13 protein-coding genes and 1 pseudogene are annotated in these 13,261 nt (G+C 57.2%); 7 read left to right on the top strand and 7 right to left on the bottom strand.

Features of this window, described 5'->3' with window-relative positions; all coding sequences use genetic code 11:
• The first annotated feature begins 79 nt into the window (after nt 1–79).
• The 3 genes from NOX35_RS14020 to NOX35_RS14010 all read left to right on the top strand — a co-directional run bounded on the left by NOX35_RS14020 (nt 80) and on the right by NOX35_RS14010 (nt 4,245).
• Complete coding sequence (locus tag NOX35_RS14020) at nt 80–439, top strand: DUF2946 family protein (protein ID WP_182282960.1); 360 nt, start codon at nt 80–82, stop codon at nt 437–439.
• Between the two features lie 90 nt (nt 440–529).
• Nucleotides 530–2,716 carry a TonB-dependent siderophore receptor gene (locus tag NOX35_RS14015; protein WP_256493658.1) on the top strand — a complete coding sequence of 729 codons (2,187 nt, stop codon included), beginning with the start codon at nt 530–532 and terminating at the stop codon, nt 2,714–2,716.
• An 11-nt stretch (nt 2,717–2,727) separates the two neighbouring features.
• Nucleotides 2,728–4,245 (top strand): PepSY domain-containing protein, encoded by a 1,518-nt coding sequence (locus NOX35_RS14010; protein WP_256493657.1) that lies wholly within the window; start codon nt 2,728–2,730, stop codon nt 4,243–4,245.
• A gap of 190 nt (nt 4,246–4,435) precedes the next feature.
• Here the strand turns inward: NOX35_RS14010 and NOX35_RS14005 are convergent, their stop codons facing one another.
• From NOX35_RS14005 to NOX35_RS13995, 3 genes are all read right to left on the bottom strand, one after another.
• Nucleotides 4,436–4,861: an NUDIX domain-containing protein gene (locus NOX35_RS14005; protein WP_182282958.1), complete on the bottom strand. Its 426-nt coding sequence runs from the start codon at nt 4,859–4,861 to the stop codon at nt 4,436–4,438.
• A gap of 90 nt (nt 4,862–4,951) precedes the next feature.
• Nucleotides 4,952–5,077, bottom strand: coding sequence for a hypothetical protein (locus NOX35_RS14000; RefSeq protein WP_256493655.1), 126 nt, complete (start codon nt 5,075–5,077; stop codon nt 4,952–4,954).
• A 472-nt stretch (nt 5,078–5,549) separates the two neighbouring features.
• On the bottom strand, nt 5,550–5,801 hold the full coding sequence (locus NOX35_RS13995) for a hypothetical protein (RefSeq protein ID WP_256493653.1): 252 nt from the start codon (nt 5,799–5,801) through the stop codon (nt 5,550–5,552).
• Nucleotides 5,802–6,125: 324 nt separating this feature from the next.
• Here NOX35_RS13995 and NOX35_RS13990 point away from each other — a divergent pair, with 324 nt between their 5' ends.
• From NOX35_RS13990 to NOX35_RS13980, 3 genes are all read left to right on the top strand, one after another.
• Complete coding sequence (locus tag NOX35_RS13990; RefSeq protein ID WP_256493652.1) at nt 6,126–6,989, top strand: DMT family transporter; 864 nt, start codon at nt 6,126–6,128, stop codon at nt 6,987–6,989.
• Between the two features lie 229 nt (nt 6,990–7,218).
• Nucleotides 7,219–7,533 carry a hypothetical protein gene (locus NOX35_RS13985; RefSeq protein WP_182282955.1) on the top strand — a complete coding sequence of 105 codons (315 nt, stop codon included), beginning with the start codon at nt 7,219–7,221 and terminating at the stop codon, nt 7,531–7,533.
• A 472-nt stretch (nt 7,534–8,005) separates the two neighbouring features.
• Nucleotides 8,006–8,185: a hypothetical protein gene (locus tag NOX35_RS13980; protein WP_256493651.1), complete on the top strand. Its 180-nt coding sequence runs from the start codon at nt 8,006–8,008 to the stop codon at nt 8,183–8,185.
• Between the two features lie 159 nt (nt 8,186–8,344).
• On the opposite strand, the gene NOX35_RS13975 is transcribed toward NOX35_RS13980, so the two are convergent.
• Complete coding sequence (locus tag NOX35_RS13975; RefSeq protein ID WP_182282953.1) at nt 8,345–9,097, bottom strand: SDR family oxidoreductase; 753 nt, start codon at nt 9,095–9,097, stop codon at nt 8,345–8,347.
• A 202-nt stretch (nt 9,098–9,299) separates the two neighbouring features.
• Nucleotides 9,300–9,482 carry a hypothetical protein gene (locus NOX35_RS13970; protein WP_182282952.1) on the bottom strand — a complete coding sequence of 61 codons (183 nt, stop codon included), beginning with the start codon at nt 9,480–9,482 and terminating at the stop codon, nt 9,300–9,302.
• 284 nt (nt 9,483–9,766) lie between these two features.
• Here NOX35_RS13970 and NOX35_RS13965 point away from each other — a divergent pair, with 284 nt between their 5' ends.
• On the top strand, nt 9,767–9,985 hold the full coding sequence (locus NOX35_RS13965) for a hypothetical protein (protein ID WP_003064031.1): 219 nt from the start codon (nt 9,767–9,769) through the stop codon (nt 9,983–9,985).
• Between the two features lie 556 nt (nt 9,986–10,541).
• Here the strand turns inward: NOX35_RS13965 and NOX35_RS28810 are convergent.
• Together NOX35_RS28810 and NOX35_RS13955 are read right to left on the bottom strand one after the other, a co-directional pair.
• Nucleotides 10,542–10,908, bottom strand: a pseudogene (locus tag NOX35_RS28810) (transposase); the annotation flags it as partial.
• A 483-nt stretch (nt 10,909–11,391) separates the two neighbouring features.
• A complete protein-coding gene (locus NOX35_RS13955) occupies nt 11,392–13,224 on the bottom strand; it encodes an SNF2-related protein (protein ID WP_256493648.1) in 1,833 nt (610 codons plus the stop codon).
• Nucleotides 13,225–13,261 lie beyond the last annotated feature (37 nt).

Here is a 13,261-nt window from a genome sequence, read left to right as displayed (position 1 = left end):
GGCTGCATCTCCTCGATAGCGCGAAGTAACGAGAAATCGACAACTCTCGGCCTTCGTCGGAGGCCTCATAATGCCAATCATGCAAGCGCTGCGTAGCTCCCTGTCACTGACCCGCCTGATTCTGGCGTGGTTCATGCTGACGTTGAGTATTGCAATGGCTTCGCCCATAGTGCATCCAAAAGCCATCGAAGTGGTCTGTACCTCAAGTGGCAGCATGCAGGTGATCATGCTTGATGAGGACGGCCAGGCCGCGCCAGGGCTGCATCATTCGCTGGACTGCCCCTTGTGTCTGACCATCACGACACCGCCGAGCTATTCATCACCGCATCTTGAGCAGCCTCAGCCACTCGGCTTGGCGCTACGGCCAGTAGTTTCAGCACGCATTGCCGCGCTGGTGGGGGCACCCCTGCCTCCGCGAGGGCCGCCAACGCTCGTGTAAGTCCACTGTGCCGCCAATCAATGGCGGATACAGCCTATCGCCGTCGGGCTCAGTCCTGCCCGGCCGATTTCACTTGCACGCAGGTAGTTCATGACCCATCCCTTTTATGGCGCGATGCCCAATGGCAACGCGAGTTCTCTTTCGCTCGCCTTCTTTCAACGCAACAGCGTGGTCCTGGCTGTGGTCCATCTGCTATTGGCTGTTCCTCTTGTAGTAGCGAGCTCTGCCAGTTGGGCACAAACCGACGTCACCCTGGACACGGTTACCGTACGTTCATCGGGGGACACTCCTTTGGAGCGTTCAGTGGGCACCGGCAGCCGACTTGACCTCAGTGCACGCGACACTCCGGCCAGTGTCGAGGTGACCACGCGCGAGCAACTGGAAGCTCGCGGCGACACTTCTCTGGTTGACGCAATCACGCGATCTACCGGCATCACCAGTCTGGGACATCCGGGCAACAGTGGCAGCGCGCTCTCGGCACGAGGTTTCACGGACTCCACCTCGGTCATGCGTCTATACGACGGTACGCGCCAATACGGGGGAGTCGGTGTGAGTTTTCCCTTCGACACCTGGTCGATCGACCGCATCGAAGTACTGCGCGGACCCGCATCCGTGATCTACGGTGACGGCGCGATTGGTGGCGTGGTCAACGTGATTCCCAAAAAGCCCACGCGCGGTCCTGTTCAGAATGAAGTCCAGGCTACGGTGGGAACAAAAGGCAAACGTGCATTGGCCTTTGGCAGCGGAGGCGCGATCAATGAGCAATGGTCCTATCGCCTGGATGTCAGTGGCGACCAATCGGACGGGTGGGTGGATCGTGGCGATTCCAGCAATCGCACGATTTCCGGAGCTCTGCGCTGGGATGTGACACCTGACCTCAATCTGCAACTGTCACACGCACAGGGCCGGCAAAAGCCCATGCGCTACTTCGGTACACCGCTGATCAACGGAGTACAAGACCCTGCGATCCGAGAGCGCAACTACAACGTTGCCGACAGCCGCATCCAGTTCAAGGATCGCTGGACCGAGCTGGCCGCTCAGTGGGCACCCGGCAGCAATATCGTCGTACGAAGCAAGCTCTACCACATTGGCAGCGACCGCTATTGGCGCAATGCTGAAGCGTACCGGTACAACGCTGCTACGGGATTGATCGACCGCTCGGACAACACCGAGATCAATCACGACCAGACGCAGACAGGCAACACCACGGATGTGACCTTCAACGGCAGCTTGCTCGGACGTTCAAACCAGCTCTCCGTGGGCTTCGACGTGAACCGCGCATCGTTTCAGCACACCAACAACACTTATACCGGCAGCTCCGGTCCGGTCGATCCCTACAACCCCGTCCCGGGCTACTACAGCAGCTCCGTACCCTTCATTCCCCGCTATCAAAACAAGGCCGAGCAATATGCGCTGTTTGCTGAAGACCGGCTTGAACTGACGGATCGCTGGTCTGTCGTGGCGGGCACCCGCTTCGACCATGCGAACCTATCGCGCCAGGACCTGGTGGCGGGCAATCAGGCGTTCAAACGCAGCTACTCCAACACCGGTTGGCGACTTGGTTCGGTCTACAAGCTAAGTCCTCAGCTGTCGCTGTATGCGCAGGCATCCAAGGCCGCAGATCCAGTGAGCGGGCTGCTGATGTTGTCGGCGGCTAATTCTGCCTTCGACGTATCGAGCGGCAAACAGTTTGAGGTCGGTATCAAGCAATCCTTCTGGGAAGGCAAGGGTGACTGGACGCTTGCAGCGTACTCCATCACCAAAAACAACTTGTTGACGCGAGACCCTGCAAACCCCGCTCTGCGCATACAGGTTGGCGAACGCTCCTCCAAGGGCATCGAGAGCACACTATCGATGCAAGTCAGCAAGGCCGTGCAGATTGATGCCAACTTTGCGCTGCTCAAGGCTCGCTATGACGATTTCAGCGAGTCCGTGGGCGGCATCGCTGTTTCACGCAATGGCAATATTCCCACCGACGTGCCGGAGCGTGTTGCCAATGTCTGGGTGAGCTGGAAAGTCGTGCCTGATTGGACGCTGTCCGGCGGCCTTCGTCATGTGGGAAAGCGCTATTCAGACAATGCGAACACTTTGAAGCTGCCTGCCTACACCACGGCAGACCTGGCGCTGCAATGGAAGGCTACCAAGGCCACCACGTTCACGCTGCGCGGATTCAACATTTTCGACAAGCACTACTTCACGACCTCCTACTACACCAACACGCAGTGGCTCGTCGGGGAAGGGCGACGTGTTGAGCTGACACTGAACCATCGTTTCTGAGCGGGCCGCCGATGTGGACTTCCGCTCATGCCAAACGGCTTGTGTTTCTGGTGCATCGATGGACCGGGGTGGCTGCATGTGTGTTGATGGCGCTATGGCTCTTCAGCGGGGTGGTGATGCTCTTTGTCGGCTACCCCAAACTGCTGCCTACCGAGCGCCTGCAGGCATTGCCTTCCCTGAGCTCTGAGCAGAGCTACCTGCCTGTTGAGGCAGCTCTGAAGCAAAGCCAGTCTGCTGACAAGGTGCAGCAGATCATCCTCACCACTATTGCGGGCCGCCCTGGTTACCGGCTCATGGAGGCAGACGGCACGCTGCGTGTGGTGGATGCCGGCACGGGCGTTGTTGCGCCGCCGCCCGACGACGCAGCAGCCTTGCGCAGCGCCAAGGCCTTCCTGCCCGGGGCAAATGGAGTGCTGCAAGGTCGTACGCAAGACGATCGCTGGACGCATTCCGCCTCGCTCGATCCCCATCGGCCTCTCATCAAGGCCCTGATGGATGATTCCGCATCAAGCCTGCTGTACATCTCGTCGACCACTGCCGAGGTGGTCATGGATGTACCGCGCCATCAACGCTACTGGAACTATGTGGGAGCCTGGCTTCACTGGGTGTATATCGTGCGTGAAGGCTCCAAGGACCCTGTGTGGAGCTGGATGGTCATCGGGCTCTCGGCATTGGGAACCGTCTCCGCCATTGCCGGTGCCTTGGTGGGCATCTGGCGATGGCGCTTCAACGGTCGCTACAAATCCGGAGCCAAGACGCCGTATCGGGAGTTCCAGATGCGCTGGCATCACATCACCGGCCTCGTATTTGGAGCGATGATGATCTGCTGGATCTTCAGCGGCCTGATGTCCATGAATCCGCTGGGGATCTTCAGCCCGCAAGGACCTCGTCCCGATCTGCATGCCTACCAGCATGCAAGTCCAGGAAGCAATCCCTTCAGGCTCACCACGCACGAAGCGCTGACATTGCTCAGTGCCGAGGGGTTTGACACGCGCGAGGTCGAATGGAAAGTACTGGATGGGCAGCCCTACCTGCTGGCCTTCAATGGAGTGGGGCAGACCCGCGTCCTGTCCGCAAACCTTGCTGCGCCGCAGGTAGAGAGGGAACTTGACCGCTCGAGACTGGAGCAGGCGGCGAAGAAGCTGTTTCCTTTTGCCATTCACTCGACCACGTTGCTGAACGAGTACGACGCCTACTATTACCGTCGGGGCGAAGCCTCTATGTATTCAGCTGCGGCGCGTGGCCTGCCTGTGCTTCGGGTGCAGTTTGGAGATCCGGGAAACACTATCGTTTACATCAGCCCGGACTCCGGTGATGTTGTGCTGAGCCTGGACCAACGGCAGCGTACAGGGCGGTGGCTGTTCAATTTCCTGCACAGTTGGGACCTGCCGTGGATGCTGCGCCACGCTTGGCCACGTGATGCCATCCTCGTTTTGCTGAGCATTGGTACGCTGGCTCTGGCACTGACCGGCATCGTGCTGGGCTACAGGAGACTGAAGCTGTTCATCGGGCACAGGCGCCGATTTTGATCTTGGGGATGGTGCGGTCGGAGAGCGTTGCTTTACGGCCTGCCTCAAGAACCGAGCGATCTTGCCTAGCGGAGCTTCGGACGCAAGCCAGGCAGGCAATTGCCTCATCCGGCTTCCATCCGATGTCTTGTCCCGCAGTCTGCAATGAGGCCGACTGCGGGAAAAGTCCACATCAGAGCAGTCAACTACGTCAAGCGGATAACTTGCTTGCGATGTATTCCAGCGCACCGTGAAACACCTGGTGCCATCGCTCATCTGGCGGCTGTGCAAGCGGATGCCAGAAGAACTTGAAGTCATGACCGCCATCATCGCCGGTCCGATATGTCCAGGATTCGGGTGAACTTTCCACAGCACACAGATGGAATGCCCAGATCTGGTCCTCATAGCCAGATGCCCATACTCCCAGATTCAGCAAGACTTCAGATGCTTCAAGTCCACTTTCTTCGCGCAATTCGCGCAATGCCGCCTCTCTGGAGCTTTCGCCCGGTTCAATCGTGCCTTTGACAAGTTGCAGACCTGCCAGCGGGTGCTCAAATGCCAATATTTCGATGGTGTCTCGGTCCCGAATGACCACTGGACAGGCCTTGTTCGGGCGCAATGGAGTTTCCGATTTCATGGAACTATTTTCATGCCAGGGCCTTGGCTGCTCTCGCGAATACCCACGCACCGAAGCCAGCCGCTGCAGGTTCTCCCTAAAGCCCAACCTTCATGTGATGCGCCGCGAGCCGCCACAGAGATAGCCCATCAGCATCTCCACGATGGCCTGCTCGGTCTTCTGGATCGGGTGTGGCGTCCCGGGGGGAATGACAGCGGCATGAATCAATGACTCCATGCCATCGATAGATAGCCATTGGACAGTCCAGTGATTGCGCGCGCAAAAACTGACCATTGCTCTTGGGAGACGGCCACGACCACTCGTTGAGATGCTGAGACAAGGCGCTCAAGAAATTGGCGGTCCGGGATGCGGTGAGACCATCCATTGGTTGTCAGAAGCTGAATGCGCTGCCCAGATCGGCAGTTGAATATCTGGGAATATGTGATGTGTTGACTTCCATGCTGGGGCATTCCTTCGAGGGAGAATTCTTGACCGCAGCAGAGCCAGAGCATGGTCTATTTCAGTCATTCAGCGACAGTGCAAGGCGCTTCAGCGCAAACAGGACTGCCAGTGGCAGTATCTGCCTGGCAATGATGCTTGCCCTGAAGGGCTTTCTTCAGACCCACAGGGAAAAGTGCAGGTCCGCATCATGCAAGCCGCCAAAGAAAAAGCCCGCGTCATGGCGGGAAGGTCTCTGTTGTGCAACAAGTCAGCGGCGCAAATTGACGGTCTTTGAATATCTGTCAAGGTGCTCCAGCAGGCGCTCGTAGAGCTCATCTGTCGCCATCAAGTTCAAGACCTCCGCCTTGATCTCTTCGGCGCGCTGGCTGAGGTTGTGTGGCAGATTGCTTTTTTTGTTGTCATCCAGCGTTTCGATCAGGGCAATGGGAAGTGCTTCCTGCGCCAGGATCTGGCATTTCATCGTCCTCGGCTGGGCGCTTTGATTACCTAGGAACTCCATCCAACCCTTCCTCTTTCATGATGCATGTCAAGTTTGGGGAATTATGGTGACTGCAGCTGTCGCCTGCTGCACCCAGCCGAGTGCCTGGTGATTCGAAGTCGGGCAGAGTCATCAAAGGACTGTGGCGAATTTCCGGCTGTCATCGACAGTGCTGCCGATGCGTCTTCACTGGCACCTGCAGTCCGCCGGGCTGAATCTCAGATCCCCCGGCGCAGGGCTGGCGCCTGCAGCAAGGCGGGTGCTATCTCCATCAAGACAGCAGTTGCTTGGTTACGGGTGGATGACATGGAAAAATACCGGGGTTGGTCTATCTACGAGGTTGTGATGCCCTTGTTTCACACCACTGTGTTGACTGGTCTGGCGATGCTGGCCTTTGCCGGCAACTCGCTGTTGTGCCGCCTTGCGCTCCAATCCCACTCCATTGATGCCGCGAGCTTTACGGCAGTGCGCCTGGCTTCGGGGGCGGCAATGCTGGCGCTGGTCGTGAGCCTGAAACGCGCTCCCTCTACTGGCGTTGGCAACTGGATGTCGGCGGGCTTGTTGTTCGCTTATGCCGCATTGTTTTCCTTCGCCTATGGGAGTCTGTCGGCCGGCGTCGGTGCCTTGCTGCTTTTTGGCGCGGTGCAGGCGACGATGGTGGGCGTGGGCCTTTGTCGCGGCGAGACACTCGCACCCCGACAATGGGGCGGATTGGTGCTGGCTTTCGGCGGCCTGGTGGTGTTGCTGCGACCCGGACTCTCGGCACCGCCCCTGGGGGCGGCTTTGCTCATGCTCCTGGCAGGGGTTGCCTGGGGGCTGTATTCCTTGCTCGGCAAGGGCGCAACCGATCCGGTTGGCGTGACGGCAGGAAATTTCTTACGGACGGTACCGCTTTCGCTGCTGATGCTCGTGTTGGTGCAGGGGCAAGCCTCATTGAGCACGGCAGGATTGATGTATGCGCTGTGCTCCGGAATGCTGACTTCCGGATTGGGCTACGTCGCATGGTATGCGGCGCTACCCCAGCTGAAGGCGGGTGCTGCTGCATCCATACAGCTGAGCGTTCCCTTGCTGGCCGCCATCGGTGCCGTTTCCCTGCTGGGAGAGCCCTGGACCATGCGGCTGACCCTGGCTGGCGCAGCCATACTTGGCGGTATCTCATTGGTTGTGGTCACCCGGTCTGGCGGCAAGCCTGCCGTGGCAAAAGAGTAGTCGCGCGATCTTTTTCCGAGAGCCCTCCAGGAGCTGGGAGAACAGTGCTTCCTGCATCTTTGCACTGCTGCGAATGTCACGAGTCTGAATGCAGGGGCTGGGCGATGCAGGAGCTGTTCGATGCAGAGGCTTCAATGCGCGAGCTTCCTGTCGTGCCGAAGAACATCGCTTTACACGGGTATCCGTGGGCAGGAATAGGCTGTCAGTGCCACTTGTAGAAAGGGCCGCCATGAAAGAGCTAGTTGCACTGACCGCGTTTGCCTTGACCTTGATATTGACCGGATGCGTGATGCAGAGGCCGGTCAATGGGCAAGGAGTGGATCCAGGTTCCCATCAGGTCGAGAAGAATGCGGATCAGGATCTTCGAAACAACGATATTCAACAGCGGGATCGCTCAATCGACTTTGAAAACGACTGGGACCGGGATCACTTTCGTGACCGCGGAAACGAGGGCCATGAGAATCAAGGCAGCCTGTGGCCGTGGCCGGGTTCCGGATTGAGTGGCGGGCGCACTTACCCAGGGGGCCAAAGCTGGGGCTATTAGTGCAGCGTCACGGGTCAAACATTACGCAGTGTTGCAGTACGGTAGTTCGGCAACAGGGTATGCACTCCTGGGCGGGTGAACCTATTGCGCAGTGCCTTTGCTGGGGCGAGTGCAGGGCATAGCCGCCATTCCCAACAGCTGCGGCGACCAGGCGGAAGCCTGCAAAAGCAGGCCGGCTTGCCGTCAAGCGGCCATTCGGCCATTTGCAGGCATTTCCCGGATGCAACCGGCGCGCCTTCGCCAGCGGGCGGACGTCGTGGAGCATGGCAAAAGAAAGCTCCTTGAGATGCCGGCAATTGTGTGCACAAAGCCGGGCTTACACATTGAAAACCTGCGCGATTTCGGTCCGTCTAAACTTCGCACATGAAGAAACTGTTTGGAGTCTGTGCGCTCGTCTTGCTTTTGTCGGGCTGCTACGCGGCAGGCCCTGGATACAGCTACGGGTATAGCGATACCTACATCTATCAGCCTTATGGCGGCTCGTACTACTATGGGCGGCCTGCATATAGGCCTGGGTACTACCACCATCATCACGCGCACCGTCCACCGCACCACAGGCCTCATCCAGGCCACGGAGGGCATGGAAATCACCGTCCACAGCATGGAGGCCATCGCCCAGGTGGCGGTCATGGTCATGGCCATCGCTGATTGACAGGCCTCGACTGGCGCGGTCGAGCGAAGGCTGAGAAACAGATAAGGCCGCGATTTGCCAGTTCATGGGACAGCGAGCCAACACGTCCGGGCTGACGCAAAACGCCGTGTCACCTGGTGTGACTACCAGGGGGCAGGCCGTGGTTGGGCGGCTGCCCGGTTAGAGGTTGCCGCCCGAAATTTCGATCAGGCTACCTGTGGTGTACGGCGACTCGTCCGAGATGAGCCATACAATTGCATTGGCAACCTCCAGAGCCGTTCCTCCGCGCTTCATGGGAATGCCGGCGGCCAGGCGCTGAACCCTGTCCGGCTGTCCCCCGCTGGCATGAATATCCGTTTCAATGAGACCGGGACGGACAGCGTTGACACGGATGCCTTCCGCCGCCACTTCCTTGGCCAGCCCCAGAGTCATCACATCCACAGCACCCTTGGATGCCGCGTAGTCGACGTACTGGCGTGGCGCGCCAAGTCTTGCTGCAATGCTGGACACATTCACGATGGCTCCACCATGGCCGCCATTGGCAGTGCTCATACGATGCACCGCTTCGCGAGCGCAAAGAAAAGCGCCTATGGTGTTGATTCGAAACATTCGCTCAAGGCGCTGCAAACTGAACTCGGCCAGCGTCTGTGCCGTGTCCACAATACCTGCGTTGTTGACCAGGGCGTCCAGGCGCCCGAACTGTACATCTGCCACGGCAAAGAGACGGCGAATCTGCTCTTCGCAGCCCATATCCGCCTGAATGGCCATGGCGTGCCTGCCCATTTCCGTGATTTGCGAGACAACCGCATCGGCTGCCGTCTGGTCTGTATTGAAGCTGAGCAGTACATCCCAGCCTGCCGCTGCTGCTTGCAGGGCGGTGGCTGCACCAATGCCTCGGCTGCCTCCGGTGATGAGCACGACTTTGTTTTTCATGGGGCTCCTTGGTGTTCCACTTGATACTGCTGTGAGTTTCGTCTCCAGCTTCACGGTTCTCGATTCATCTTATCGCTGCATTTCCTCTGCGGCCTAGGCATGATCCGGTCCAAGTGCTCATGCTTTTGTATCTCAAGGCAACAAAAAACCACCTTTAGAGGTGGTTGAAAACCAATCGCAAGGCTGGATTCAGGAGACAGGGCTACCAGTGTCGGTAGTTGTGGCGCATGCGCAGCAGTCTCTCTTCCTCCTGCTTTTTTTCCATGTCTGTGGGCTCTTGCGGGTCTAGTTGGGGCGGCGCAGGGAAATCCTTGTCCATGGAGAACATCTCCTTGGTGGTTTCCCAGAACTTCTGGATTGGCGGGGGAATACGGCTATCTGGCATATAGACCTCCAGTCCTGGATGACGAATCAAGATCGATCGCCAAGAGCCACAGTACTCTTTTTAATAACCTTGAAGCCCTATCCAATAAGTAAAACGTCAGCTTTGGTGCATAAGCAGGATGGATGCGACTGCCAAGAAAAACGCGATGCTTCCTTTCCATCGACGCTGACAAGGCTTCGGGCTGATGGCTCTTGATGCACAGGTTCTGCAATTCAGGTGCCACAGGCTGTCCGAGACTGGCGAGCAGATGCGGCTAGCATGCAAGGCTCAACAGTGGAGCAGCTATGGAAAAGTACCGATTCAATGTGTTTGGCGACATCCTGGCCATAGAGCGCAGCAACTCGGGATGGCGCTGCTTTGCGGTTGGACTCGATGGAAAGCTTGGCCCGGTGGATCTGGTCGTTCCCCCCGAGATCACTCATGAGGAGCTGCCTCAGTACCTCTACGACATCTACCATGAGAGCGCGGCATTGTCGGATGGCGACATTTTCGAGATATCCTGAGTCTCATCCGAATGCTGCCCACAGCTCGTCAGAGATGTCAGATATCTATGGCGCTGCTACCCATTGTGTCTGTGACTCCTTCGCCAATCTTTTCGGCACCTACTTCATCATTGCAAGGAGATTGCCGCCATGACTCTTCAGAAGAACCCGCTCAAAGAACCGGAGCCCAAGCCGGATCCGATTGATCCGCCAAATGATCAGCCGCCTGCAGAACTGCCGGGCGATCCGATAGAGCAGCCCAATGTGTAGCTGCTTAAGCCCGCGAATGGCGTTGTTGCATTACAGGGACTTCCCATCAACGCAAGCGCTGCTCAGTAACTTGTGACTGACCTGGCTGCCAGGACGACTCAGGTGCTTGAAACGAGGAACAGGCTGCACATCTACGGACGGGGTTAGGCACGAGGTGTGCACCCCTAGAAACAAACCGCGCAGCAGGGCTCCATTCAAATCTCGTGACGTCTTGCGACTCACAATGCAACAACCGAGCTTGGCTGCTGCTGGTCTGACCTGTTCATTGCATCTTTGATTTCACGTCTTGCATGTTGAAGTGCCTGTCTCAGGCAACGGCAAAGACGGGTGGCCTGGGGCGTTCGGTGATATGGGCTGCTTCGTAGGTACGCTCCTGTGTCATGAGCGCCCAAAGGATGCGTGCATTTTTGTTGGCTAAAGCCACGGCGGTTTTTTGCCAGCCACTGCGCTGCATCAAGGCCATCGCCCATTGGGAGATAGGGTCGAGGTTGTAGGTTGTGTTTGCCGGTCGGCACAGCGGCCTTGGCCCCTTGCACCAGCAAAGTGCGCAGGTAGCTATCGCCTCGTTTGGTGATGGCACCTAGATTGGATTTGCCTGCGCTGGAATTCTGTCTGGGCCTCAAACCAAGCCAGGCAGCAAACTGTGCACCGTTCTTGAATTGCTTGAAGTTGCCCACAGTGGTGACCATTGCCAGTGTCGTTCCAGATAGAGTTGCATGGAAATGAAAAAAGCCCGTGAAAACACGGGCTTACATGAGAAAAAAGTCTAAAGCTTGCGTGTCAGTCAGTTCACGACAGCGCTTTATTCCCACTCAATTGTCAATTGAAGCAATACGTTGGGCATCTTTGAGCTTTATTACGTTGTACTGGACTAACAAGGACAACTATGAGAAATGGTCTTACCGTCAAAAGTACCGTCATCAGCTTTTATCTATGAGGCTCGGCCTTTCGGACTTGCTGTGCCTGCCTTAGCCCTTGAATAAAAACACCTAGTTTCTGATCATAACTATGGCTTCGATTGGTTAGCACCGCTTGTGCATAGTGGTATAGGGTCTGGCGGTAGTTCCTGTTTTGGTCGTTACAGCTGCCAAATTAAGTCTGAAATTTCACACCTGACTTAAATCCATGAATCTATGAAAACTCCGGAACGGTCCACGTTAACCAACAGAAGTAGAGGAATCTTGCCAGTCTGAATACAGCATCCGTTCTATCTCCAGCATCGTCACTGAGTGACGGGCAAGGAGTTCAGCCAGATGCGTTTGGTCCAGCAACTCTACGGAGTTCAACTCGGCATTTTCATGGGCGTGTCGGTTAAAGAACTGATTGGTGATGCAAACCTTGTCAAAGTCCACCATTGGATGCCGCCGTTGGTAGAAGGCCTCCCCGGCGACAACTTCCTTTACGGCATCCCAGCTCAGCGCTGTGCCTTGATTTCCACTGGTTTTAGCCTGCAACAGCTGTCCTTTTGACGACGCCAATGCCACGACGTCCACTCCGTTGTCCGCTGCGCTGGGAGTGCGGTAACAGTCGTATCCTTGCTTAGTCCATAGCACGGCAACGAGACACTCGAAGTGCTGCCAGCTCATGCGCAGAGCCATGTCTAGGGTGATGCGCTCATCAATATCAAATCCATCAGCTGGTGGCACGACGTCCGTAATAATGAAGTCGCCAGGGCTCACGTCGCCGGAACCATTGAGCATGTCTTCGGCCAGACCGCGTTTGTAGGTGAGTAGCCGGTCCAGTTTCACATCGAAAGTTGTGAAGTCTTCAGCCCAGACTACAGGGTAGTAGACATAAACGTCCTTCTTTTGTCCGATGCGGTATGCCCGGTCGGTGGCTTGGTCCTCTTTGGCAGGGTTCCAGGTTCGGGTGTAGTGGACCACGTGATTCGCTGCCTGGATGTTCACTCCGAAGCCAACTGCCACTGGAGAAAGGACGAGGACACCGAATCCGGGAGCCTCTTGGAAGGCCTTGATGCGTTTTTGTCGGCTGGCGGTATGACTGGCCGAGGCGCTTGTGTCGCCATTGATGATGTCTGGTTTGAGACCGAACTCAGCCTCAATGTAGTGCTGCAGGAGTCTCTGAATCTCCCGGAACTCACAGAATACGATAGCCTTTTCTTGCTTCTTCTGTACTTGGCGTAGCTGCGCCAACAGCCAATCCAGCTTGGGAGCCTTTTCTCGATACTGCTTGGTCGGCTCTGGCTTGAAGACATTCAAGCCGTGCGGCCGCGGGTCGGTACAAACAAGGCGCAGGTAGTGCAGCAACCCCAGATGATTTTTGAACGGCGTGGGGTGGTCTGGGTCGCCACGTTTCTTGAAACTGTCGATGGCTTTGGCGTACAGGTTGCGCTGCGTGCTGGATAGCGACAGCTTGCGGCAGTCCTCGACAACAATCTTCTTGGGCAGTTCAGTTGCCACGTCCGCTTTCATCCGCCGCAGAATCTGCGGAGCAATGCGAGTCCGTAGTTCCTCAACGCGGGCCTTCTCTTCATCCGTCTTGGCCTCAATTGGCTTGCGGTAGCGTTGCCCGAAGTCGTTGAGAGCACCGAGTAGGCCGGGCTGAACGAAGTCGAACAGGCACCACATGTCGGCAAGCGTGTTTTCCACGGGAGTACCCGTACAGGCAATCTTGAAGGCCACGTTCTGCTTCTTCGCGGCTCGGGTCACCATCGCCGCAGGGTTTTTGATGCGCTGAGCTTCATCGCAGACCATCAGTGACCACTTCTGCGCAGCGAACGAAAACTCCAGGTCGCGCAGGGTTTCGTAGGTGGTCAGCACCACCTTGGCGTCACCAACCCAGTTTGGTCGCAGAAACTTCACGAGCCCGTCGTCGGTCTGCAGGCGCTGCTCTACCTGGGCGCGCGGCACCCGCAAAGGCGCCAGTGCATCACCGTAGGCGGTCAGCAGCGGAAGTGAGCCTTCCCGGAAGAACTTGCGAGCTTCCTCTGCCCAGTTCTCCAGCAGAGACACAGGCGCGACCACGAGCATGGGCTCAATAGAATGTTAATTTCCACGCAAAACTGAC

Source organism: Comamonas sp. C11 (genome assembly GCF_024496285.1).
Taxonomy (GTDB): Bacteria; Pseudomonadota; Gammaproteobacteria; order Burkholderiales; family Burkholderiaceae_C; genus Comamonas; species Comamonas testosteroni_F.
The sequence above is the reverse complement of the archived record's forward strand: the minus strand, read 5'-3'. Positions and strand labels throughout refer to the sequence as shown.